This is a genomic window from Anaerovorax odorimutans DSM 5092 (assembly GCF_000426305.1).
Taxonomy (GTDB): Bacteria; Bacillota; Clostridia; order Peptostreptococcales; family Anaerovoracaceae; genus Anaerovorax; species Anaerovorax odorimutans.
In genome coordinates this window covers 137179-161810 of record NZ_AUFC01000002.1, presented here as the reverse complement: position 1 = coordinate 161810, position 24632 = coordinate 137179, and the positions used below count along the sequence as shown (strand labels likewise).

General features: G+C 27.1%; 23 protein-coding genes. 4 read left to right on the top strand and 19 right to left on the bottom strand.

Annotation, left to right across the window (positions count from 1 at the left end):
- Nucleotides 1-15 precede the first annotated feature (15 nt).
- The gene (locus K292_RS0102480; protein ID WP_027398507.1) at nucleotides 16-1611 is read left to right on the top strand and encodes a zinc-binding metallopeptidase family protein; all 1596 of its coding nucleotides are present in this window, start codon (nucleotides 16-18) and stop codon (nucleotides 1609-1611) included.
- Nucleotides 1612-1740: 129 nt separating this feature from the next.
- Here K292_RS0102480 and K292_RS0102475 read toward each other — a convergent pair whose 3' ends face one another.
- Entirely contained in the window at nucleotides 1741-2250 is a 510-nt protein-coding gene (locus tag K292_RS0102475) for an O-acetyl-ADP-ribose deacetylase (RefSeq protein ID WP_027398506.1), read from the bottom strand.
- Between the two features lie 442 nt (nucleotides 2251-2692).
- Here K292_RS0102475 and K292_RS15690 point away from each other — a divergent pair, with 442 nt between their 5' ends.
- Complete coding sequence (locus K292_RS15690) at nucleotides 2693-3034, top strand: NifB/NifX family molybdenum-iron cluster-binding protein (protein WP_051280184.1); 342 nt, start codon at nucleotides 2693-2695, stop codon at nucleotides 3032-3034.
- A 205-nt stretch (nucleotides 3035-3239) separates the two neighbouring features.
- Here the strand turns inward: K292_RS15690 and scfB are convergent, their stop codons facing one another.
- The gene (gene scfB, locus K292_RS15685; protein WP_084145878.1) at nucleotides 3240-4643 is read right to left on the bottom strand and encodes a thioether cross-link-forming SCIFF peptide maturase; all 1404 of its coding nucleotides are present in this window, start codon (nucleotides 4641-4643) and stop codon (nucleotides 3240-3242) included.
- Nucleotides 4644-4730: 87 nt separating this feature from the next.
- The gene (gene scfA, locus K292_RS18160; RefSeq protein WP_084145869.1) at nucleotides 4731-4880 is read right to left on the bottom strand and encodes a six-cysteine ranthipeptide SCIFF; all 150 of its coding nucleotides are present in this window, start codon (nucleotides 4878-4880) and stop codon (nucleotides 4731-4733) included.
- A gap of 61 nt (nucleotides 4881-4941) precedes the next feature.
- Here scfA and K292_RS18445 point away from each other — a divergent pair, with 61 nt between their 5' ends.
- Nucleotides 4942-5109, top strand: a complete 168-nt coding sequence (locus K292_RS18445; protein WP_156900444.1) for a hypothetical protein — start codon at nucleotides 4942-4944, stop codon at nucleotides 5107-5109.
- A gap of 65 nt (nucleotides 5110-5174) precedes the next feature.
- Here K292_RS18445 and K292_RS0102455 read toward each other — a convergent pair whose 3' ends face one another.
- From K292_RS0102455 to K292_RS0102410, 10 genes are all read right to left on the bottom strand, one after another.
- Entirely contained in the window at nucleotides 5175-5792 is a 618-nt protein-coding gene (locus tag K292_RS0102455) for an HDIG domain-containing metalloprotein (protein ID WP_027398505.1), read from the bottom strand.
- Between the two features lie 114 nt (nucleotides 5793-5906).
- Entirely contained in the window at nucleotides 5907-8081 is a 2175-nt protein-coding gene (locus K292_RS17660; RefSeq protein WP_051280182.1) for a sensor domain-containing diguanylate cyclase/phosphohydrolase, read from the bottom strand.
- Between the two features lie 451 nt (nucleotides 8082-8532).
- On the bottom strand, nucleotides 8533-10734 hold the full coding sequence (locus K292_RS17655; RefSeq protein WP_051280177.1) for a diguanylate cyclase: 2202 nt from the start codon (nucleotides 10732-10734) through the stop codon (nucleotides 8533-8535).
- A gap of 247 nt (nucleotides 10735-10981) precedes the next feature.
- Entirely contained in the window at nucleotides 10982-12094 is a 1113-nt protein-coding gene (locus K292_RS0102440) for an iron ABC transporter substrate-binding protein (RefSeq protein ID WP_027398504.1), read from the bottom strand.
- A 40-nt stretch (nucleotides 12095-12134) separates the two neighbouring features.
- Nucleotides 12135-12887, bottom strand: coding sequence for an ABC transporter ATP-binding protein (locus K292_RS0102435; RefSeq protein WP_027398503.1), 753 nt, complete (start codon nucleotides 12885-12887; stop codon nucleotides 12135-12137).
- Nucleotides 12884-13975, bottom strand: coding sequence for a FecCD family ABC transporter permease (locus K292_RS0102430; RefSeq protein ID WP_051280176.1), 1092 nt, complete (start codon nucleotides 13973-13975; stop codon nucleotides 12884-12886). Before K292_RS0102430 ends, K292_RS0102435 begins: the two co-directional genes overlap by 4 nt.
- Nucleotides 13976-13978: 3 nt before the next feature.
- On the bottom strand, nucleotides 13979-14515 hold the full coding sequence (locus K292_RS0102425) for an FmdE family protein (RefSeq protein WP_027398501.1): 537 nt from the start codon (nucleotides 14513-14515) through the stop codon (nucleotides 13979-13981).
- Between the two features lie 17 nt (nucleotides 14516-14532).
- A complete protein-coding gene (locus K292_RS0102420) occupies nucleotides 14533-15336 on the bottom strand; it encodes a class I SAM-dependent methyltransferase (protein ID WP_027398500.1) in 804 nt (267 codons plus the stop codon).
- 253 nt (nucleotides 15337-15589) lie between these two features.
- Complete coding sequence (locus tag K292_RS17650; protein WP_051280174.1) at nucleotides 15590-16465, bottom strand: type II secretion system protein; 876 nt, start codon at nucleotides 16463-16465, stop codon at nucleotides 15590-15592.
- Between the two features lie 121 nt (nucleotides 16466-16586).
- Nucleotides 16587-16847, bottom strand: a complete 261-nt coding sequence (locus K292_RS0102410) for a hypothetical protein (RefSeq protein WP_027398499.1) — start codon at nucleotides 16845-16847, stop codon at nucleotides 16587-16589.
- 272 nt (nucleotides 16848-17119) lie between these two features.
- On the opposite strand from K292_RS0102410, the gene K292_RS15665 reads away from it, so the two are divergent.
- Complete coding sequence (locus K292_RS15665) at nucleotides 17120-18556, top strand: glycoside hydrolase family 18 protein (protein WP_051280170.1); 1437 nt, start codon at nucleotides 17120-17122, stop codon at nucleotides 18554-18556.
- Between the two features lie 78 nt (nucleotides 18557-18634).
- Here K292_RS15665 and K292_RS0102400 read toward each other — a convergent pair whose 3' ends face one another.
- From K292_RS0102400 to K292_RS0102370, 6 genes are all read right to left on the bottom strand, one after another.
- Nucleotides 18635-19339, bottom strand: coding sequence for an SIMPL domain-containing protein (locus K292_RS0102400; protein ID WP_051280168.1), 705 nt, complete (start codon nucleotides 19337-19339; stop codon nucleotides 18635-18637).
- Nucleotides 19340-19440: 101 nt separating this feature from the next.
- Nucleotides 19441-20841: a PH domain-containing protein gene (locus K292_RS0102395; protein WP_027398497.1), complete on the bottom strand. Its 1401-nt coding sequence runs from the start codon at nucleotides 20839-20841 to the stop codon at nucleotides 19441-19443.
- Complete coding sequence (locus tag K292_RS0102390; protein ID WP_027398496.1) at nucleotides 20834-21319, bottom strand: PH domain-containing protein; 486 nt, start codon at nucleotides 21317-21319, stop codon at nucleotides 20834-20836. Before K292_RS0102390 ends, K292_RS0102395 begins: the two co-directional genes overlap by 8 nt.
- Nucleotides 21320-21469: 150 nt before the next feature.
- The gene (locus K292_RS15660) at nucleotides 21470-22120 is read right to left on the bottom strand and encodes a pentapeptide repeat-containing protein (protein WP_051280167.1); all 651 of its coding nucleotides are present in this window, start codon (nucleotides 22118-22120) and stop codon (nucleotides 21470-21472) included.
- Between the two features lie 190 nt (nucleotides 22121-22310).
- Nucleotides 22311-23576 carry a type II secretion system F family protein gene (locus tag K292_RS0102375; protein ID WP_027398495.1) on the bottom strand — a complete coding sequence of 422 codons (1266 nt, stop codon included), beginning with the start codon at nucleotides 23574-23576 and terminating at the stop codon, nucleotides 22311-22313.
- A gap of 14 nt (nucleotides 23577-23590) precedes the next feature.
- Entirely contained in the window at nucleotides 23591-24622 is a 1032-nt protein-coding gene (locus K292_RS0102370; protein WP_207637150.1) for a type IV pilus twitching motility protein PilT, read from the bottom strand.
- Nucleotides 24623-24632 lie beyond the last annotated feature (10 nt).

The window sequence follows — 24632 nt, the reverse complement described above, 5'->3', positions numbered from 1 at the left end:
TGGAGATTATATTTTATGAAGAAAAAAATTTTAGTTGCAATATTAATTATATGCATTATATTTATTTTTATTCCAAAAAATGGTGAAGAAAAACCAGTTGCTCAAACTAATCCTATAGAAAATGGAATTTTACAGGAATATATTAATCTTTCAGAAATTCCAGCAAATACAGATAACATTTTAAACATAAGAAATTATTTGAAAAATTGGGCAAAAGAAATGGGATATAAGGTATATATTGATAAAACAAACAATGTAATAATAGAAAAGCCTGCCAGTGAAGGATATGAAAATGCTCCTACCTCTATATTACAAGGTCATATCAATATATCAGATGTTAATGAAATGGATACTGTTAATATTGATAATACTACCGAAGAATCCATTAACGATTCCAAAGATAAAGAAATGGTAACAGCAAGTAATATTAAATTGGAATCTGATGGAAAAGCTGATATAGCTTCTATTTTGAGTATTTTAAAAAATGCAGAAAATCATGGACCCCTTAGAGCTATATTTACCATTGGAAAAGAAAACTCATTTACTGGGGCAAAGCAATTAAATTCTAAATATTTAAAAGCAGATTATCTTATAAATCTTAACAGTGAAAGTGATTATAGTTTTTGTAACAGCAGTGTCAGTCTTACAACTTTTGAGATGACAAAAAATGTTTCTTGGCAAGCCCCTCATAATAAGAATGCATATGAAGTTACAATTCGTGATTTAAATGGCGGATTAACAGAAGATAAAAAAAATAACAAAGATGCAAATGCTATCAAGGTTTTAGGTAATTTATTAGCTCAAGCTCAAAGTGAAGGAATTGTATTGGAATTAGCAAGTTTTAATGGTGGAATTTCTGAAAATGAAATTCCTACAGATGCCACAGCTGTAGTTGTATTAAATGGTTATGATATCAAAAAATTTAAAAAAACATATGATTCAGTTGTAAGTGAATTCAAAAATGAATTTGGATCAACCGAAAAAAATGCAAGCATTAATTTAACAGAAGTTCCTCTTCCTGAAAAAGTATTATCAAGAGAAGATTGCAACAGTTTAATAAGTTATTTATACGGAATTGTTGACTGTGTAAATTCAATGCTTCCGGATAACAACAATATTGTTGAAAGTTCTTCGAATATCGGAACTGCATATACGTATACAGGCAATTTTTCCAGTAAAATTTCAGTAAGAAGTTTATCTGATGAAAAAACATTAGATTTAACACAATCACACGATACTCTTGCCAGAATATGTAGTATAAATCATAACATTTTGGATTATATGCCTGGTTGGCCTACTAAGGAAAACAGTACGTTAATACCTTCTATTTCTTCAATTTACAATAAATTGTATAATAAAGAAATAAAAATTACTCCTACTGATTCCTATTTAGAATGTGCTTTATTTTATGAAAAAAATCCGGATTTAGATATTATATCAATTGGAAACATTGACTATAAATCAAAATCAAATAAACAATTGTATTTAAATGTCCTTACTAAACCAACAACGTTAATAATCGAATTCTTAAAAGAAACAAAAGAAAAGCCGGAAATTCCCATTATAACTGATTCGGCTATCACTTCTGAAGGTTCAATGGAAACTAAATAAAATTAATATAATAATATAAAAAGCTTCAATACTGAAGCTTTTTATATTATTTGGTATTATTATTTCACCGCATTTTTCTTTGAAATATATGAGTATTTCCTTGTCTGTTTTTATACAATATCTTTATATTTATTGTTCCATACCGCAATATAAATCATAAATATTTTCATTAAAACAAACAAAATATACTTTCTCTATTTCAGTTTCATATTTATATAATAATTCACAAACTGTTTCATATGCAATAATAACAGCTTTTTCAGCAGGATATTTATAAACGCCTGTACTTATTGATGGGAAAGCAATAGTTTTTATTCCGTTTTTTACAGCGATTTCAATAGAATTTACATAACATGATTTTAATAAATCATGTTCATTATCATTACCTCCATGCCATATTGGTCCTACAGTATGGATTACATATTTTGAAGGTAAATTATAACCTTTTGTAATCTTCGCTTCTCCTGTATTACATCCACCAAGTTTTTTACATTCCGCTAAAAGTTCTTTCCCCGCAGCTCTATGTATTGCTCCATCTACGCCACCACCACCAAGTAATGAATTATTAGCAGCATTGACAATTGCATCTACCCTAAGACAAGTAATATCAGCTTTAACTATTTCTATTCTTTTTTCCATATAAATCTCCTTTTTCTATAACATCAAATGTATACATTTAAGTATATATTTTTTTGTTAAAAATTGTTATAATCTATATAAAATTTATCTTAAAACTTTATATAGATTATCTAAAATCCTTTCGTTATTTTATTAACTTATCCATATTGCTTGACTTTCCCATAAATGAGCCATATAATTTAATTGTGCATAATCATACTGTTTATAATAAATCTTGTTGATAATATATTATTTATTATAATAATTCACATTTATTTAATAATTTATTATGAATCTAGTTACATTACTTCAAAATGTGGGTGAAAAAGTAATGCAACAATGCACATATAAGGTGGCTGTTGTTTTATTATGCAAAAAACAATAGCATATAAGATTACTAAAAAATTTTTATCTTTTAGTAGCTTATATAAAAGGTATGTATAAAACAAGGAGAAAATTACTTATGAGAATTGCTGTGACGAACGAAAATAATAAGGTATTTCAACATTTCGATCAATGTAAAAGTTTTTCAGTTTTTGAAATCGAAAATAATGAAATAAAAAGTAAAACAATTCTAAAAGCCGGAGAAAGCGAACATTCCACCCTAGCGACACTTCTATCAGGAAATAATATTGATATAGTCATATGTAACAATATTAAAAGTACTGAAAAAGAAGCGTTAGACAGATGTGGAATAGAACTTGTAACTGGTGCAAGTGGTAATGTTGAACAGGTAATAGAATCTTATATGGATAATACTCTTTTAAATACTAAAGTTTTTACTTACAACAAAAAATGTTGTTAACTATATAATTCTATTTTTTATCGCAATAATATTTAATTAATTTTTGATTTTTTAAGCTATGAATTTTTTTCATAGCTTTTTTATTATTCTGTAGATATCGCTTCACGATATCTACAGAATATCAAAAGAGCATAAATAATTAGCAAAATTCAGTTTTAATATAAATTTTTGATTTCGTAATTTGCTCTTTTATAAAAATTATCAATCATAAGTTACAGTTTTCACAATCATTTTTGCAAATCTGCTCTTCCTCTTCTTGACATGAAATTACTGCTTTAATACCCACTGCACATTCAATTCTCTTTTTTTCCATCTCACAGCCAAGTTCATATGGTTTTCTGATATCTTTATTCATATTATATGCATTGGCATGACACCCTCCGCTGCAATAAAATTTTGCCCAACATTCATTACATTTTTCTTTATTATATATATGTGCTTTATTAAATTCATCATATAATCTATTTTCAAAATGATCATTATTTACATTGCCAATTAAAAAATCTGTGTTTCCAACAAATTGATGACAAGGATATATATCGCCTTCCGGAGTTACTGCAACGTATTCTGTACCGGCTCCGCATCCAGAAACTCTCTTAATAACACAAGGCCCCTGATTTAAATCTACATTGTAGTGGAAAAATTCAAAGGTTTTCCCATTTTTATGGTAATCTAAAAATAAATCAGACAGTTTCTCATATTCTTTAAAAATTCTATCTTTATCTTCATCTTGTAATGCATAACTATATGATAAATCAGTAACGACAGGCTCAACAGAAACACTTTTAAATCCTTTTTCTACTAGATGTTTCACATCTTCTGAGAAATCAAGATTTTCTCTTGTAAAAGTTCCCCTTACATAATATGTTCCTTTTCTTTTTTTTACAAAATTTAAATAGTTTTCCATTATGACATCATAAGTTCCCTTGTCATTTACAGTTCTACGCATTTTATCATTAACTTCCGGTCTTCCATCAATACTTAAAATGACATTAGACATATTTTCATTTATAAAGTTTGATTTATCTTCATCAAGTAATAAACCATTGGTAGTAATGGTAAAACGAATATTTTTACCATATTGTTTTTCTGCTTCTCTACCATATTTAACTAATTCTTTTACAACTTCAAAATTCATCAATGGTTCTCCGCCAAAAAAATCCAGTTCTAAATTTCTTCTTGTTCCAGAATGTGTTAAAAGAAAATCTATAGCTTTCTTTCCTGTTTCTAAAGGAAGTAAAGATCTAATCCCTTCAAATGCTCCTTTATCTCCAAAACAATATTTACAATTCATATTGCAATCATGCGCTACATGAAGACACATGGCTTTAATAATTGCTCCTCTGCCTTCAAGCATATCCATTGTAACTTGAGAATCATCAGTATATAGCATTTCATTATCAATTAAATATTTTATATCTTCTATTGCTTCTAAAATTTCTTGTTCATTATATTTATTTTTTAGCAAAGAAACAATTTCTTCCGTTGATTTTTCATTATAATAATCTAAAATATCATAAACTATATTATTAACAACATGAACTGCACCACTGTTAACATCCATAACTATATACTGATCCTTAAATTTATACTTATGAATCAAATTAATTCCTCCAATCAAAGTCTATAATAAGCTGAATCTTTTCACTAAAAAAACAGCAAAAATGCTGCTTTTTAAATGTTCAACTTTTTAAAACTATCTTCTTTTTGTTATATTTTCACATTCTTGATTTGCTACTGTACAGGAAGTCTTACAAGCTGATTGGCAAGATGCTTGACATTCTCCGCAACCTTTACTAGCAGTAGTTTTCAAAGTTGGCTTTGCTATTGTTTTAATATTTTTCATAATATTTTCCTCCTATTTTATATCCTAAATTTCATTTAATATTAATAATAAAGATTATAACATGACACAAGCTATCAAACATGTTTCAATGATTTCCACCTTGCAGCAACGCTGTCTTAATCTTAGAAATCATTATAACATGACACAAGCTATCAAGCATGCTTCAATGATTTCCACCTTACAGCAACGCTGTCTTAATATTAGAAATCATAAATTATTATATTTATAACCTAAACAACAGATTACTAGAATTTAGCTGTTTTGTCAATACATATAAACATATTTCGACAACAATCAAATAAAATTATTACATTTTTTAATAAATGCAGATATATTTTTTTGTTCAATTTCTTTATCTACATTTAACCTTCCTAATCTATCACATAATCCAAGTAAAGCAACCTCATTAATATCCGATTGTTTTTTCATTGCATGGATATCAGCAAAAGGTAAATCGTTAACTACAAAAAGAATTTGCATATGCCATCTAATAAGTGCTGTAACCTCTTTAATAAATTTATCATCATCTATAAGCGCTTTCAAAAAATCTCCTGCTAGTATAGCACCTTTTTTATCATGATCATATGAAGTAATTCTGCCTTTTCTAATTTTGGTAGTATCAGGCTTACCAATATCATGCAGTAACGCTGCCCACATAAATACTTTTATATTTTTACTTTTATATTTTATCTCAGCAGCTTCATCAATAACAAGCATAGTATGATTCCATACATTACCTTCAGGATGATGTTTAGGCGATTGCCCTGTTCTTTTCAAGTTATATAATAAATCAAAAGGTTTTTTCTTAAAAAATGGTTTTTCACAAATAAGATTAATATATTTTGAAGGGGTTTTATCATTTACTAAATGCTTATTTATTTCAAAAAATAATTCATTGTTATTAATAATCATATTGTTCTCCTCTATATAATTATATTATATAGAATAACATTATATTTATTTATTATATATTAAAATAAAGAGACAGATAACTCTATCTCTCTATCTATTATAATTTAATACTGATCAATTATTTTTTAACATTTTTTCAATAAACAATTCAACTAGCTCTGAATCAAATTTTGTATTGGCGTTTTTACGAAGTTCTTCAATAATTTTTAGCTTACTATAATTATTATTATTTTCGTTAGTTAAAATATCATAATAATCTATAATACTTATAATTTTCGATTGGATAGGAATTTCATTTCCTTTTAATTCCCTCGGATACCCTTTCCCGTCAATTCTCTCATGATGATATAATACATATTTAGCAATAGGTGCAAATTCGTTAACGGATCTTAGTATATGATATCCTATTTCTGAATGACGCTTAATGTCAGCCTCCTCTTTTTCATTTAAATGCTTCTTTCCTAATAATTTATCATTCATTCCAATTTTACCGATATCATGAAAGAGTCCTGCCATTTTAAGTTCCTTAACTTCTGAAATACTCATACTTAATGCATTTCCAAAACTCTCACAAATCTTACTTACTCTTTCACAATGCTGCTGTTCTTTTTTATTTTTTTGATAGAAAGTATTCATAATTACTTTTATTGTTTCATTTCTCATACTTGTACTTTCACATAATTTATGTCTATACATATAATCTTCTGCTTGCCTGTATGCTTGTCTAATATCTTGTGTAACGTCCTTCTTTGTTTCCCATCCAAATGAAACTGAACAAAAAATTTGTTCAACTTTCTCTTTAGAAATAGCTAAATTAATACGTTTTACAATTTTTTCTGCTTCAATTGAATCAGTTTTAGGAAGTAACAAGATAAATTCATCTCCACCAATTCTGGCAATAATATCATCTGATCTGCATCCACTTTTAATAATTTGGGCAATTTTTTTTAATAGCTTGTCTCCCACTAAATGACCAAAAGCATCATTAATTAATTTTAATCCATTTACATCAGCAAGTACTAGAGTAATTGGTAAATTCCTTTTGGTATCAAGTCTTTTAATTTCTTCTTCATAAAACCTTCTGTTATATAAGCCTGTCAACTGATCATAATAGCTTAAATATAAAATTTCTTCTTCTGCTTTTTTTTGAGAAGTAATATCTTTAATCATACATAAATGACGCGGATTAATATAATCCTCCAATTTAAAAGGAGCAATGGTCATATTAACCCATATTATTGATCCATCCGGTCTTATAAATCTTTTATTCATTGAAAATCCAGAACTTTCATGCATATTAAGAAGATGCATATTATGAAGATTTTCTTCCAAATCATCAGGATGAGAATAATCTTTCCAATTCAAATTAAGAATTTCTTCTTTTTTTCTTCCTACTATTTCAGCAAACCTATTATTAATCTCATATGCTTTGCCATCTATTGAATCAAAAATACCAATACCTAAAGGTGCTTCTTCGAAAATTGTTCTAAAACGTTCTTCACTTTGTATCAACGCTTTTTCTGCTATTTTTCTTTCAGTTATATCGGTAATAAAACCTTCTGTGGAAATTAACTTACCATCAGAATCATGTATACCCTGCGCTTGCTCCCATACCCATTTTATTTCTCCCGAAGACGTAGTTATTGGATATTCATCTGTTGAAAGTACATTCATATTAAGTTCTGTTTCCCATTTTTTAAATAAAGCATTACGATATTGAGAATCAATTAAATCATAATAAGAAGGATTTTTTTCAAGTAATTCTTTTGCTGTATAGCCAGTTAATTCATAACACCCTTGTGAAATAAATGTCATTGTCCAATCTTTATCATTTTTACATCGATATGCAACACCAGGTAAATTCGATAGTAAAATAGCTTTGCTGCGTTCACTCTCAACTAATGCCTCATTGGTTTTTCTTCGTTCTGTGATATTTATAGCATATCCAGTGGTAGCAATAATTTTGCCGTCTTTATCGTAAACAGGACTTTTATATTCTTCTTTATATTTGCCTTTCGGATATTCCGATTCATAATAAGCTTGTCTTTTACTTAAAATTGTATGTGAATCACTTTTCCTATAAATTTCAGCCTCCTCTTTAGGATAAAGTTCATAATCATCTTTGCCAATTATTTCTTCTTTTGATTTATTAGTATATTTTGCAAAACTATCATTTACAAAGAGATATTTACCGTTAATATCTTTATACCATACATGAAAAGGCAAATAATCCAATATGATATCCATTTGAGAGATTATTTTTATTAATTCTTTATTAGTTTTTTCCATCAGAAAAAACCTCCTCTTATTATTATCTTGAATTACATATTACTTTTTCATTCTTTCACAATAACAATAAATAATTGCCAGGAAAGTTTTAGTTGTTGTCAAATACCAAGAGGAGTTATTATGTAATTAATATTTTTATAGATATTATTTTAAAATATATTATATATCATTTCAACTTAATTTTAATTATTAGTTATTAATTGAAAAAATATATTATTTCTCCATTATAATACTTATTATCCAAATTTTAAAAACAAATAAAAAATTTTCCTATTAAAGTAAAATATTATATGAACAAATTTCTCTCATCATTATGAATAATGTGAAATATTATTTTGTAATATAGACTAAATATAAAAAAGTAAAATTGGCAGGGTTTAAAACTATAAAACTGCCAATACATACAAAGCTATCTATTGTTATATAATTTTTAATTATACTTATTTATATATTAGTTATTATTAATGGCATTTATAAAAACATCTGCCAATTTAGGATCAAATTGAGTTCCTTTCATTCTTTTAATTTCTTCTAATGCCTTTTCTTGTGTTAGAGCTTTTCTATAAGGTCTATCAGATGTCATAGCATGATATACGTCTGCAATACACACTATTCTTGCAAATAGATGAATAGAATGTCCTCCAATTCCATCAGGATAACCTTTTCCATCCCATCTTTCATGATGGCTTCTGACACAATCTATAATTTCTTCATCTTTTGTAATATGTTTTATAATATTATATCCTTGTAAAGTATGATTTTTAATTATTTTAAATTCATAATCGGATAACTTCTCAGGCTTATTAATTATATTATCAGGTATCCCGATTTTACCGCAATCATGTAATAAAGCACCTATTCTTAAACTGTTTTTTCTTTTTTCCGATAATCCTAATTTTTCAGCAAGTAAAATTGAATATTTTGATACCATTTTAGAATGTTTTCCTGTATAAGGATCTTTTGCATCTACGGCCTCTGCTAATGCAAGAGCGGAATCAATAAGAAATTCTCTGTTAATATAGTTATTAATTTTATTATCAGTTGAAAATACATTCATATTATTATTGTAAATATTACATTGATTTCTGCCACTTTGCTTTGAATAATACATTGCACAGTCTGCTTTTTTTATTAAAGTTTCTCCATCTAATGCATTTTCCGGGTAACACGCAATCCCAACGCTTATGGAAATGGGAAAATAGTCTGCATACTTTTGTAATGATTTATCATCAATAATTTTTCTTCTAATTTTTTCTGCAATATCATAAGCTTCTTGACAAGTATAATCGCATAATATAACCAAAAATTCTTCTCCACCATATCTATAAACACTGCCAATTTCTTTTACTTGATCACTTATTATTTTTGCAGTTTCCTTTAAAATAAAATCTCCGATTTCATGACCAAATGTATCATTTGTTATTTTAAATTTATCTAAATCACAAAACATCAAAGATATACACTTATGATTTTCGTTTATCTTATTTTTAATACTTTCAAAATAATATTTGTGGTTATAAACAGAAGTTAAGAAATCAGTATTTGCAGATAATTTTAATTGTTGGTTTTCCATTTTATGCTCATGAAGACTATCTATCAAATGATTAAAACTATCAGCTAAATTAGATATTTCGTTAGGAGCTTCTCTATTCAGGTTTACATGCTTTAATAGGTTTTCCTCTTCCATTTTTTTTATTTGAGCTTCAAGGGTTCTAATTGGCATAACTATAATATTTTTAAACCAATAACCTAATATCAAAACTATAATAATAGATAAAATCATAGCAACTAAAATATTTCTTTGAGTTAAATTTTGAGTTGATAAAAAAATATCTCTTGATTGTATTACATTCATGTTTCCAATTGTATTTCCCGAAATATCTCTAATTGATAATGTACCTATTATTTTTGAATTATTAAGTTTAAATATTTTATTATTTCTATTTTGATCAATTATTTCTTTGTTGTTAACAACTTCTTTTCTTATTTCATTATTTAATATAAACTTATCATGATATGATATAAATATATCTATGCCATAATCTTCCTTTATTTTTTCTATAAAAGAAGAAGATACTTTTTTCCCCATAATAAGAATACCTTGACAAACTCCTTCGGCATTTATATCGTAAATAGGACAGGAGCTTATTATATAAATATCTCCATTATATTTTTTAAATCCACTAACTCTTGTATTGTCATTATATTTATTATAATTTAGTGCTCGTAAAATTTTATTATCATTTATAATTTCATTAATATTATTTAAACCGTATTTAGTAAGAACCTTTTTTTCTTTATCCAACATAACAATTAAATCTATACCATACTTATCAGGAAGAGATTCTGTAAAATTTTCTTTAATCCATGTTTCATCATTATTTTTATTAAGTATATTATTATAACTTACATCCCATAAAGCATAATCCTCTACTAATGTTTCAAGTTCATTTATCTTTAATTGAAATATTTTCATAGAATGTTCTACCTTGGAATTAATATCTTCATTTTCAATATTTAAAAAATATTTAGATACAAAAAAATTATTTAAAGTAAAATTTATAATTTGTGTTATACAAACAATAATGAATAAAAAAATTCCAATTTTTACACCCAAATTATTTTTTAATTTTATTATATGACAAATTTTCATTTAGGAATAAACTCCTTAACAATATAATTTAATACAAATTTAATACAAACTAAAAAAATATAACTATTTATATGAATAACGAGCTTAACATTCATTAGAATTATACGACTTTTTTATTAATTTTTCTACAAAATTCGACATATTTTTTACAAAAATTTAATTAATTATAATAAAATTAACCAAATTATCAAAAAATTAAAGATATACTATTTTAAAAAATAGTATATCTTGTATTATATATTAATATTTATTTATCAAGATTTATTTGTTGATAACCTCCAAAATATTCTTTAGCTATATCTTTATATAATTCCTTTCCTAGTAACTTTTGTGTTATTTCATCAAACTTTTTCTCAGGATTAATATCAGAAAATTGTTCTGGATAAAGAACAGAGCCTATGTAATAAGCATCTGCTAAAGCAATATCAATATTTGTATAATAATGATTATATGGTAATTGAAGATATAGTTTATTATTCTTTACGGCGTTAAGACCTTCATAAAAAGATTTATTTTTGTTATAATCATCTAATACAAGTGAAAGACCACCTGCATCAATAATAATGATATCCGGATCCATATCAAGAAGAGCTTCTTTATCAAGCATTATATACTGATCAATATTTGCTTCGTCTACAACGTTTCTTGCTCCAATTGCATTAAAAAGAGAATAATTACCACTTGTACTTTCAATGCCATGCGCACCTCTCATTGATTGAGCACCAAGATAAACAGTAGGCTTTTTTGAATTATCTATATCTTTAGTACGATTATTTAAATCAGCTTCTAATTCATTGAAATAATCAATAACTTCATCAGCCCGTTTTTGATTATCTGTCACTTTACCTATAAGTTGTATAGATAAATCAACATCATTATCGAAGACCTCTGTATTTCCATAACTTAAAGCTACAACAGGTATACCTGTTTTTTCTTGTAATTCATTTACAGAAGATACATCTGAATTATACATTGAAAAAATTACATCTGGTACCACTTCTAGTAATTTTTCAGCATCAGGAGCATTATTAGGGCCTCCCAATCCTATAATTGGTAAAGTAATAAGATCATCATTTGCCATTATATATGGTCTACCACTTGTATCTTTTTCAATATCTTCAATTCCCACAAGTTTTGAAGTATCACCTACATAGCAATAAAGCCTTAAACATCCTGGACCAATACATACAAATTTATCAGATCCTTCCGGGATTGTTACATCACGTCCAAGTGTATCTGTTATTTTTAAATCACCGTTTTCATGGTTATTTTCATTTTCAGCTTTAGTTCCGCATCCAGCAAATATAAAGCATAATAAACTAATAATAATAATTGTACTAACAAACTTTTTTAATTTCATTTTTCTTTCCTCTTATAAATATTTTGTTTTATAGCTATAATTAATTAGGAATCACAACATCATATCCATTAAAATTTTCTATTGATACATCAACACCATATACTTCTAAAATATTTTCTCGAGTTATTATTTCTTTTCCACCTGTAGCATATATTTTACCTTCTTTCATCATTAAGAATTTATCTGCAAATCTTAAAGCTAAATTTAAATCATGCATTGTTACAATAGCTGATATCTGTTTTTCTCTAACAATATCTTTAATTATTTGGATTACTTCTAGTTGATTTTTCAAATCTAAATTACTTGTTGGTTCATCAAATAACAATACTAATGGTTGCTGTGCAAGAGCTCTTGCAATGGCAACTTTCTGCATTTCTCCTCCACTCATTCTATTCACCTTACGAAGGGAAAATTTATCTAAGGATAACGCATTAATAACATTTTCTGCAATTTCTAAATCATTTTTAGTTACATCCCATTTAATATACGGTTTTCTTCCAAGGAGTACTGCATCAAAAACAGTACTATCAGAAAAAGATTCATTTTGCGGAACATATCCTATCAACTTTGCTAATTCATCTCCAGACATTTCTTTAAGTGTCTTCTCTTTTATTGAAATTTCACCTGATTGAGCTAGAATTACTTTATTTAAACATTTCAGTAAAGTTGATTTTCCAACTCCATTTGTACCTAATACAGCAACACAATCTCCACCTTTTACTTCAAAACATATTTTATTTAAAATTTTATGCTTTGAATAAGAAAAGGAGATATCTTTTACAATCATACTCATTTTTTTCCTTTTGTCCCTCTCATCAACATATATAAAAACATAGGTCCGCCTAATAGAGAAGTAAGTGCTCCAACAGGTAAAACTATTGGAGATATCAATATCCTGGCAGCAGTATCTGCTATTAAAAGAATTACAGAACCCATAAGTGCCGAAGTAGGTATAAGGAACCTGTAATCAGCACCCACAATTCTCATCATAATTTGAGGCCCAATCAAGCCAACAAAACCTATCATTCCTAAAAAAGATACTGCTACGGAAGTGATTAGAGCTGATATTAAAAGTCCCCAAAAACGAACTCTGTTAGTATTAACACCCAAACTCTTTGCTGTCTCTTCGCCATTAGAAAGAGCATTGTAATCCCATCTTTTAAAGGAGAAGTATACAATTGAAATTAGTACAATAACACTTATAATTATAACTTCTTTCCAAGATACTCTCCCTAAATCTCCAAATGTCCAAAAAATTGCAGCAGCTATTTTTATATCTGATGAAAAATATTGTAAAATAGTTATACCGGCTCCAAAAATTGAACTTAAAGCTACTCCTGCAAGGATTATTGCTTCTGGAGAAAATGATCTTAATTTGGCTAAACCTAAAATAATTATTATTGCACTCATTGAAGAAATGAAAGCACAAATAGTTACGATGTATGGATTATTTATTGCTACTGAATCACCTGCTGTATTTAATACTGTTCCTGCACCAAATACAATTATTGCAAGATTTGCACCAAATGTAGCAGCACTTGCAATACCAAGAGTTGATGGTGAAGCAAGTGGATTCTTTAAATTATTTTGCATAACACAACCGGCAACAGAAAGTCCTGCACCTGCAACTACTGCTGCAATAACTCTGGGCATTCTTATCCTCCAGATAACAATATTTGCTTTTTCATCAGTAATTCCTATTAATGTTTTAAATACTTTCCAAGGATTTAATTCAGCAGCTCCTGCATTGATTGATATAAGGATAAAGAAAAATACAAGAAATATTAATATAACTACGGTAATTTTCTTCTTTTTTATATGACTTCTGTATGCTGTTATTCCTCCAATGCTATTTGTTACTTCAGATTTTATATCTGTCATAACTTACCATCCTCTTTCATAATCATCAAAGCAATCAATACATACCCTTTTTCCATCAACTAAACGCATTTTATATTCAGGTGAAGCTTCTCCACAATTTTCACAAATAACACTTTTAAACAGTCTAGCTCTTTGAGGAATTTTATAATTTGGCTTTTTAACCCAAAAAACTTCTTCAGCTGGTGCTTCCAGTATGTATTTTTGTAGCTCTTCACGACTAATATTGTCATCAAATGCATTTGGTTTCATAACCAAGCGAATCCCTTGTCCTGTTTCTCTGATAAAAAAAGAAAATGCCATTTTACCTGATGGTTTATAGATTAAATTGCCTTTGCCAATAGTACATCCTGTAATCCATTGAACTGCATCTACTCCGCAAGCATCATTTTCTGAAACACATACAACTTCCTCATCAAATTCAGGAGAAAAAATATCTCCCAATTGTTCCTTAGCAATTTCAGCTGCACGATAGCCTATTGCTAACCCCGGACATTCATGTCCATGAAATGTTACACATTCATCCCATAATTTTTTATTCAATTAATTTCCTCCTAACATTAAATTTGCCAATACATATTTACTATAGTAGTTGTTGTCTTTTCATGTATTTTTCCATTAACTAATATAGAATTAAGATATTTCTTTAGATCATTCTCCACAGATTGGCTTATATTTTTATAGGTTTTTACCCTTCTTATATACCATTCATAAGCTTCTTCCAAAGTTTTTTCTGATTCCCATACTTCGTCACGATAGAAAAAATAAGGGCAATAACCTAATTGCCATACCATATCAAATGCATATGTAATACTTTCATCAAAATTTTGATAATAATCTTCCAGTCCGGCTATTTTTTTTATTTCTTCCAATATTGGATCTTTGCGTCTTGTCGGTTTGGCTATAAAACAATATTTTTTTGAACAAGCTATGAGTTTTTCAAATGTATAAGCATTATTTATGGCCGGAGTCATATGTGCAAAAACTATATCAAAATTTTTTTCAAATTTTTCTTTCTTTATATCAAATTTATCCCAATCTGCACATATAAATTCTGCATTATCCACCTCTTTTTCTTTTGCAAGCTTAATCATACTAGGAGAAAAGTCTATTCCAACAGCTTTCTTAACTTTTTCTGCTAAAGCCATGGTATAACCTCCTGCTCCGCATCCTATATCTAAAGATTTCATATCTTTTGATACATTTACAGTTTTATCTATTAATTTTAAGAATTCATTTGTTTCCCATTTTAGAGTTGGCTTTTCTTTATAACTTTCAGAAAAGCTATCCCACATCTTAATACTTTCATCCACATTCTTATCAGCATGATTAATCCAAACTTCTTTTAGTTTTTCTATATTCATTGGTTCCTTTCCTTTCAACAGATACAAAAAACCACGAAAGATATGCCTATTATATAGGCAATTAAACCTTCGTGGTTAAATTTCTGTACCCTTTATTAAATTAATTGAGCTTTGAATTATTTAATATAGTGTTAAGGTTTCATACCAAAACATTACTTTACTATATTACTCTTATATATTTTATCATATTCTGTCAATAAAACTTTTATATTATTATAAATGCAAACAAAATCTTTTTACGCTTTCTTGATTATTAATTAATTACATCAATAAGTTTTTTAGGAGCAGTTACTGAGCCATCTTCTTTAATATTATAAATAACTCCTTTATCTATTGAATCTAAATCATCTTTATAAATTACTATTGCACCTTTTAAAGTATCTATATTTTCTTTAATATAAGAATTGTTCGGTTCCAAATTTTTATAATTTGTTATGATAATAGCAGGAGGCAAATATTTTTTATAATCAGAAGAATTTTTTATACTATCCCAATTATTCCAATTAAAAATAGATGTTTTCTTAGATAAAGGATTATAATAGTTTATTGTATTTTTACCATCATTTTCACTAATCCTCTTATTATCTCCTTCACCTTTTTCAAGAATCTTTTCTAAATACCCGCTCCAACTTGCAGTATCGTAATTAGAACTGGATCCAAATTTCCATGTTATATCCTTACTTAAAAGGTCCTCAGAACTTAAAATAGAATTATTTTTTAGAGCTTCAGCAAATAAAGTAGTTTGCTCTTGTTCAGAAAAAGATAAATTCCATTTACCCGTATCTTCATTAAATATGAAATTAGCCTTACTCTGCTGAGGCGTTGGAACAGAACTAAGTAAACCCTTTTCAACCAATTGGTTCAATTTATCCGAATCTGATAAATTACCAAAAATGGCACTTCCAGATATTCCTTCATCTAATCCATAACAAGCTGTAACACTATCTAAAGTTTTTAGCGTTGTTTCATCCGCTGCTTTTTTTGCTTCACTTATAAATTTAGGGAAAATTGCAATTGCGCTAAAAGCTAAAATTCCTAAAATTGCTATAACTACTATTAGTTCTATTAATGTAAATCCCTTTTTTGATTTAATTTCAATTATATTTTGTTTTTTAGTCAATTGGTTCATTATATAAGTAATACCCTTCTTTATAAAATTAGTAAATTTATGAAATACTATAATTAATATATTATATTATTATCTTTATTTCAAGATTAAATTAATTTTATTGTAGAATATATATAATTTATTAAAGGACAAACCAAAGATAATCATCTTTTTGTTCTTCAAAAAATTGCTCTTTCTCATTATAAAAAGGTCCAAAACAATAGATATTATCTGCTTTTATTACGCAGATATCATCTCTGATTTTTCCAGTTTTTAGATAATCGAGTATTAAGTTTCGAGTATTTTCATTAATTAAACTTTTATGAACTATAAATTTTAAATCTACATCTTCATAATAATATTCTTCATAAATCCTTCTGCCTAAAAATTTTCGCAATTTCATTAAAATACACCTCATTCTATTATTATCCTATAGTAATACTATTTCACATTTATTTAATTCATATAACAATCAAATTTTGGATTTTAATATAGTATATGCAATTAAATTTTAATTGTATTTTAAGTATTAATAGAATTTTAAAATATATAAAGTAAATTTTCTTTATTCAAACTTCTATTATGAATCATTAAAAATCCCATATATTTCATTATTTTAATATTTAAAGATTATGTTATACTTACTTTATAATTTAAAGGAGGAGGATATAAAAATTGAAAATTATACATAAAACTTTAACAGTCTTTACTGTATTACTGGCTGCACTAATAGTTTTTAGCTGTACCTTAAATAATTATTCATTTGCAGCAAAACCAACAATACCAACTGACCTAAAATCAATTGCTGTTACTGATACTTCAATTACTTTAAGTTGGGATTACTCAGCAAGCAGCAATGTAAAATCATATTACATATATATGAATAATACTTATTTAATTTCAACTAACACTACAACATATACGGTAACAGACTTAAATCCGTCAACAGCTTATAACTTTTATATTAAAGCTGTAGATACAAGAGGAAAAATATCTAAATCAAGCGATGTAATAACAGTGACAACCTCTTCTTCAACATCACTAGCTAATCAAGCTTTATCAAAAAAAGTGGTTGGCTATTATGCAGCATGGTCTAGTTATAGTGGATACACACCAGATAAAATAGATGTATCTAAACTTACTCATATTAACTATGCCTTTGCCAATATAAGTTCAGATTTAAAAATTTCACTAGGTTATCCTGATATAGATCCTTATAATTTTCAATTATTAAATGAGCAAAAAAAAATAAACCCTAATTTAAAAATTCTTATTTCAGTAGGTGGTTGGACATGGTCAGATAAATTTTCTGATGCAGCCTTCTCAGAAACGTCAAGAACAAATTTTGCAAATAGCTGTATTGACTTTATTACTACATACGGATTAGATGGAATAGACATCGATTGGGAATACCCTGTAAGCGGAGGTCTACCCACCAACGTAAACCGTCCGGAAGATAAACACAATTTTACATTATTACTTAAAGAAATAAGAGAAAAATTAGATGAACGTGAAACAATAGATCAAAAAGATTATTTACTTACAATAGCCGGCAGTGCATACAGCTCTGCTATAAATAATATGGAACTATCATTAATTCACGAATATTTAGATTATGCAATGATTATGACTTATGATATTCATGGGACTTGGGATTCTTATACAGACTTTAATTCTCCCTTATATACTAATAATGATGACTCTCCTCAATATAAATGGAGTGTAGATTCAAGTGTAAATGCTTGGTTAAGTACTTCTTTTCCAAAAGATAAACTCATTATAGGGATTCCTTTTTACGGATATATATATTCTTCGGTAAATAATATTAATAATGGTTTATATCAAACATTTTCCGGGGCAAATTCAATAGGTTACAATACAATTTTGACAAAATATCTTAATACTCCAGGATTTAGTAAATATTTTCATTCACAGTCTATGGTACCGTGGTTATTTAATGGTTCTATATTTATAACATATGACGATCCTCAGTCAATTAAAATTAAAGCAAACTATATCAAAGAAAAAGATTTAGGTGGTGCTATGATTTGGGAACTTAGTCAAGATTCAAATAATATACTTCTTAATGCTTTATCAGAAGGATTAAAATAAAAAAAATTTATAAGAAAGAATAGAGATTATATTAATAAAATACAATCTCTATTCCTTTTTAAGGCAATTTATCTTATATTATTTAGTATAACTAAAAATTGCTGTTATTCGCGCTGTTATTTCTATTTGTCCTGTCTGTATTGGAGTACTTTCCTTAGACTGCATTAAAAAAGGCTGAATAGGAACTTCATTTTGAGCCCCTTCTTCAATAATTTGAACCGGAACTTCAGATATATTTATTTTTAGTTTTTCTCCTAAAGTTTTTGCTTTTCCTAAAACATCATCAATTGCTAAATTTAAAGCTTGCTGATAATAAATTGAAGGGTCACCGACTGAAAAGGTTATGCTATTAACTTGATTTGCGCCATTTTGTATGGCTGTATCAATTATATTTCCGATAGTATTCATATCTTTAATTGTAACCTTTAAATCATGTATTACTATGTATCCTCTTAAAATTTGTCTATTATCAATAAAATCATATTGAGGATAAATCATATAAGATTGAGTTTGTATGTTATTTGGAGAAATGCCTATTTCTTTTAATGAACTTACTATTTGATTAATCTTCATTGTATTTTCATCCTGAGCTATTTCTAGTTGTAAATTCTCTGTTCTAACTCCTAATACAACAGAAGCTACATCTGGCTTTACTGAAATAGTTCCTTGCCCAATTAAACTCATTTTGCAAGCAAAAGGATCTATGCACATCTCGTCCTCTAACTCATTTGAAATATTAAAATCATTCTTTTTAATTAAATTTTCTTTTTTATTATATAACATTATCATCTTCACCTTTAATTTTTCGAAAATAACTTATAATATTAAGTATGAAATTTAAAATTAAATGTGAAAATTTTTTAAAATATTTTTAATAAATTAATTTATTTTGCTTCTATCAAATATTCTTTAATTAAATTGGAATTTAAATTTTTAGCCTTTATACTTTTAAAAAGTTCATTACTAAAAATACTAATTTCATAATTACATAAACTGCGTCGTTTCTGAAAATATGTATAAGACATTGTAAATGATTGTACTGTATTCATTTTAACAACAGACTGAACTTTATTAAATCCATTACAAGATATATATACTAGATTTTTTTCCATTCCAACTGCTGTATTTTTATGCTGCATATATCCTAAAAAAATTACAAAAGGAAACAGTAAAATACTTATAAAACCATATTTAGAATAATAAATTAATATTCCCGCTATAATTAATACAAATATTATTTTTTTCCAAATAAATCTAACTAATGCTCTTTTGGGAGATTTATGTTCATCTCCTGAGAATACCAATTCAGGCAATAATCTATTTAATATGTCAAGCTCTAGGTTTCTATTACATATAGGATATAATATTGCCTTTTCACCTTTTTCATCACCATACCCTATACTTTCTACTTCTATTGTTTTTATATTAAAAAACTGCTTCATTAAATTTTGCTTGCTATATATTCCTTTTATTTTATTTTTATCGAAGGAATAGTGCTTTTTATTAAATAAACCATAAGTTATGTTCAACTTATCTTTTTCTGTATAGACCTTAAAATTATAATATTTAACAAAACTATTTATTATGGATAAACATACACTTAAAAATATTATAAAACAGATTATCCATATACCTTTTTCCAAAAAATATTGCATTGTAATATCATCTTCCTCAAACAATTTTATATTAAATATCTGAAAGATATAATCATCTAAAAAAGAATAAATAACAAAAATAATACCCATACCATTAAGAATAACATTGGAAGTTAAAGCATAAATCAATAATTCTTTATAACTTAAACTATAACTGTCATATATTTCTTTTTCTAAAATGGTACTATCATTTTCTCTGTTTAAAATAGTATTTTTTATTTCAATGGCTCTATCCTTTTTTAAAAGGAGAAAAAGTTCATTTTCACCTTTCCCTACACTTGCTGTATCAATCTTAATTTTCGATAATCCTAATAGAATATCTATAATACCTTGTGAAAGATCAACTGTATTTACTTTATTAAAAGGTACTTCTCTCGTTTTAATATTTACAATGCCACTTTTAAAATAAATAGACTCTTCTTTAAAATAAAAAGTTTGCTTATACCAGTTTAAAACAGAAAATAAAAAAATAAAAAATACAAAAGCCAATACTATCAGGCTTGTTTTCCCAAATCCTAACTCCGCATAAAAATTTTTATATATAAGAATAATTAAAATAATCCAAGTCATAGTTTTTTTAAAAAACAATGAAAAAATTATACACCAATGATTTCTTTCCAAACTATTCAATATTTCCACTCATTTCTATTATTTCTTTTAACTTCTCAGATATATCGTTTGCTTCTTCTAATGTTAAGGCCGGTATTTCATGTGCATCACTTGCTGTATGTATATTTAATGAAGCAAGATGAAATCTTCTGTAAATAGGACCTTGCTCTATTTCTAAAAACTGTATTCTAGAAATAGGTATAATTACTTTATTCCTAATAAATACACCATTTATTAATTCTATTCGATCATTTTTTATTTTATATTTCCATTCTTTATATTCAATCATTGGTAATATAAAAGTGTTTATGAATAAAAAAAGAATTAAGACTATACTTAATATATTTAAACCATACTTTAGCATTGTAATATATCCGAATTTAGGCATAATAAACTTATATACTACAGGCAAATATATCCCTAAAAATATTAAAAGAAAAATTATTCTTCCAATCAACCAAGCTATTACTGCATTTTTATTAATTTTACTATAATCCATGTAAATCCCCTTTATAAATAAGCATATCTTTTTGTATAAATTAACTTAAAAATATTTTTTTCAAGCCGGCATTTTTGACAATTTCTTTCATTGGCATACGGCAGCTTTCACAAATTTTTTTCATTCATATTTTTCCCCTCTATATCTTCACTACATAATTACGATTCCTAGCATCTTTGCTATTTCTGCTGCTTGATATACATTTAATCTTACGCCTTTTAGCTCTTTAAAATCAGAAGAAATAATTATATCTTCTATTTCACAAGAAGTTAAATCAACTTGTTTTAGCGGAGTATTAAAAAAATCAGATTTTATAAAATTTACATTATCAAAATTTATATCTTTAAGTTTGCAATTTGTAATAAATGAACTATTAAAATTACTGTTTTCAGCAGAAAAATCATTTAATTTTGAAGAAGTAAAATTAGAATATTTAAAATTACTGTCATTAATAGATACAAGCTTAAAACTGCAATCATTAAATTTTGATCCTAAACTTTTTATATTCTTAAATTTACATTTGTTAAACCAACTGTTACTAAAATCGTTATTTGAAATATCACATGAATCAAAAATAACATATGTAAAATCAGTTCTGTTAAAAGAAGAATTTGTTATATTGCATTTTTCAAAAATAACATTATCAAATGCTAGATTGTCCAAATCGCAATTAGTAATATTTATATCTTTAAATCTAATATACCTTATATCACACTCTTGTTCTTTATATTGGGATACAAAAGAAAACAAATCATTGCTCACTTCAAAATTTTCCTCAGTTTTAATATTTTTAGTAATCATTATAACCTCTTAAATAGATATGATTTTCAACAATTTAATTACGCTAATACATTTAATAAAAACGCCATAAGTTTACCATAATTATTTTATCGTAAAGTTTATGGAGGGCAAAAAGTTTCATTTTATCTTTCAACTGCAATTTTTAATAAAATCCCCTATATCAAAGGACGTATCTTATTTTATTATAAAATCACATCATTAGCTTATATTGACCAAACATTGGGATTACAACTGAAATAACCACCGTACCAACAAGTAATGCAATAATAATAGTCATGCTAGGCTCTAATAATGCTGTTAATTGTTTTGTTTTTTCTTCAGTTTGCGTTTCAAGCATATCTGCCATCTTATCTAAAACATCAAATAGCATACCAGACTCCTCTCCTACTCTAATCATAGATACAAGTAAAGAGTCAAACACTGGCAATTTACTCATAGCTTGGTTAATTGCTATACCTACTTTTACATCATCACGAACTTTTTCTAAAGACCTTTTAACATATGAATTTGGCACAATGTCAGAAGAAACCTTCAAGGCATATACAAGTTCTACTCCAGCTTCCACTAATGATGCCATTACCCTGCAAAATCTAGCAATATACATTTTTATTAATATATTGCCTATTAATGGAATTTTTAATATTAATCTGTCAGTTTCGATTTTAAAATCTTCAAAACGTTTTCTTGAATATATATACGAGAAAGTAATTAAAAGGACAGTAAGTACAATTAAATACCAATAATGTATTATTGCAGTTGATGATCCTATGACCATCCTTGTAATTAAAGGCAATTCCGCGCCCATATTTGAAAACATATCAGAGAATATTGGCAGAACTACAATGTTCATAATAATTACAACTACTATTGTTATAATTAGCAAGAATAATGGATAACTTAAACTATTCTTCACTTTTGATGTTATTTTAATTTCATTTTCCATGATTTTAGCAGCTCTTTCGAACGCCATATCCAGTCTTCCGTTAACTTCACCAGCAGAAATAATATTAATTATAATTTGATTAAATGCTTTAAATTTTACCATAGAAGAAGAAAGCGTCTGTCCTGAATACATGTCTGATTTTATTTCTTGTAATATTTTTTTTAGTTGTCTATCCTTTTCTTGCTCTAATAACACTTCCATACATAATGATAAGCTTACCCCTGCTCTCATCATAATTGCAAATTGATTTAATATTGATAATATCTTCTTTTTCTTTATCTTTACCTTATGTATATCTTTTTCCAGTACTTCTATTTCACTTAACTTTTTCTTTTGTAATGCTAATTTTTCAAAATTATTATTTTGGGAAATTTTATTATTTACCTGAGTAATTGTAATAGGTACAAAACCTTGATTTTTAAGCATAGAAACAGCAGCAGCCTTATCGTCTGCATTAATTTGACCAGTTTTCTTTTTACCCTTTTCATTTACTGCTTTATAATTAAAAACCAATTGTTAAATCTCCTCTATTTAATGTCATATGTTGCAGTAGAAGCCACATCTTCAGTTATAATTCCCTTATCAACAAGATATTTAATGTTTCTTTCTAAAGTAATCATTCCACTTGAATAGCCAGTTTGAATCATTTGATTTATATTGGAAGTTTTACCTTCTTTTATCAAGTTACTAATAGCATTATTTACATACATTATCTCAAAAGCACCAATTCTCCCATTACCGCTTGATTTTGGCAATAATCTTTGAGATACAACAGATTTTAATACTAAAGAGAGCTGTGTTTTTATTTGCTGCTGCTGCTGCGGAGGAAAAACATCAACCATTCTGTCAATAGTCATTGCTGCTCCCATAGTATGCAAAGTTGATAAAACCAAGTGACCCGTTTCGGCAGCAGTGAGAGCAATGGAAATAGATTCAAGATCTCTCATTTCTCCTACTAAAATTATATCAGGATCTTCTCTAAGTGCTGCCTTTAATGCTCTTGCATATGATTTACTGTCTGAACCTACCTCTCTTTGATTTATAATACAATTTTTGGCAGTATGAACATATTCTATTGGATCTTCTATTGTAATAATATGCGATCTTCTGTTTTTATTCATTTCATTAATAAGTGCTGCTAAAGTAGTTGATTTACCACTTCCCGTTGGTCCGGTAACTAATACAAGACCATCATTCAATTCAAGGATTTTATTGATCTGAGGTGGCAGCATTAATTCTTTTAAATCAGGGACTTTAGCTTTTATAGTACGAAAAACAATTGTTGTTCCTTTATTTTGACGAAATACGTTTACTCTAAATCTACCAATATTCTCCATATCAATTGAACAATCTATATCCCCAGTTCTATTATATTCCTTAAATTTATCAGGAGGTATGCATATTTGCACAATCGATTCTACTCCTTCTTTAGTTAAAGGACTATCTCCAATTAACATAATTTGTCCATTTATTCTAACGGCAGGATAATTACCCGAAGATAAATGAATATCAGAAGCGTTTACTTCTAAAGCTTTTTGGGCCATTTCATAAAAATTCATTATTTCCTCC

Excerpts from the sequence above, each read along its gene's own strand:
- K292_RS0102475 (WP_027398506.1), bottom strand. The coding sequence starts at position 2,250 with ATGGAAAAAAGAATAGAAATAGTTAAAGCTGATATTACTTGTCTTAGG.
- K292_RS15690 (WP_051280184.1), top strand. The coding sequence starts at position 2,693 with ATGAGAATTGCTGTGACGAACGAAAATAATAAGGTATTTCAACATTTC.
- K292_RS17660 (WP_051280182.1), bottom strand. The coding sequence starts at position 8,081 with ATGGAAAAAACTAATAAAGAATTAATAAAAATAATCTCTCAAATGGAT.
- K292_RS18445 (WP_156900444.1), top strand. The coding sequence starts at position 4,942 with ATGACACAAGCTATCAAACATGTTTCAATGATTTCCACCTTGCAGCAA.
- K292_RS0102370 (WP_207637150.1), bottom strand. The coding sequence starts at position 24,622 with ATGAATTTTTATGAAATGGCCCAAAAAGCTTTAGAAGTAAACGCTTCT.
- K292_RS0102455 (WP_027398505.1), bottom strand. The coding sequence starts at position 5,792 with ATGATTATTAATAACAATGAATTATTTTTTGAAATAAATAAGCATTTA.
- K292_RS0102435 (WP_027398503.1), bottom strand. The coding sequence starts at position 12,887 with ATGAGTATGATTGTAAAAGATATCTCCTTTTCTTATTCAAAGCATAAA.
- K292_RS0102390 (WP_027398496.1), bottom strand. The coding sequence starts at position 21,319 with ATGGATTATAGTAAAATTAATAAAAATGCAGTAATAGCTTGGTTGATT.
- K292_RS0102420 (WP_027398500.1), bottom strand. The coding sequence starts at position 15,336 with ATGAATATAGAAAAACTAAAAGAAGTTTGGATTAATCATGCTGATAAG.
- K292_RS0102410 (WP_027398499.1), bottom strand. The coding sequence starts at position 16,847 with ATGAAATTGCGAAAATTTTTAGGCAGAAGGATTTATGAAGAATATTAT.
- K292_RS0102400 (WP_051280168.1), bottom strand. The coding sequence starts at position 19,339 with ATGTTATATAATAAAAAAGAAAATTTAATTAAAAAGAATGATTTTAAT.
- K292_RS17650 (WP_051280174.1), bottom strand. The coding sequence starts at position 16,465 with ATGAACCAATTGACTAAAAAACAAAATATAATTGAAATTAAATCAAAA.
- scfA (WP_084145869.1), bottom strand. The coding sequence starts at position 4,880 with ATGAAAAATATTAAAACAATAGCAAAGCCAACTTTGAAAACTACTGCT.
- K292_RS0102440 (WP_027398504.1), bottom strand. The coding sequence starts at position 12,094 with ATGAAATTAAAAAAGTTTGTTAGTACAATTATTATTATTAGTTTATTA.
- K292_RS17655 (WP_051280177.1), bottom strand. The coding sequence starts at position 10,734 with ATGAAAATTTGTCATATAATAAAATTAAAAAATAATTTGGGTGTAAAA.
- K292_RS0102430 (WP_051280176.1), bottom strand. The coding sequence starts at position 13,975 with ATGACAGATATAAAATCTGAAGTAACAAATAGCATTGGAGGAATAACA.
- K292_RS0102480 (WP_027398507.1), top strand. The coding sequence starts at position 16 with ATGAAGAAAAAAATTTTAGTTGCAATATTAATTATATGCATTATATTT.
- K292_RS15660 (WP_051280167.1), bottom strand. The coding sequence starts at position 22,120 with ATGATTACTAAAAATATTAAAACTGAGGAAAATTTTGAAGTGAGCAAT.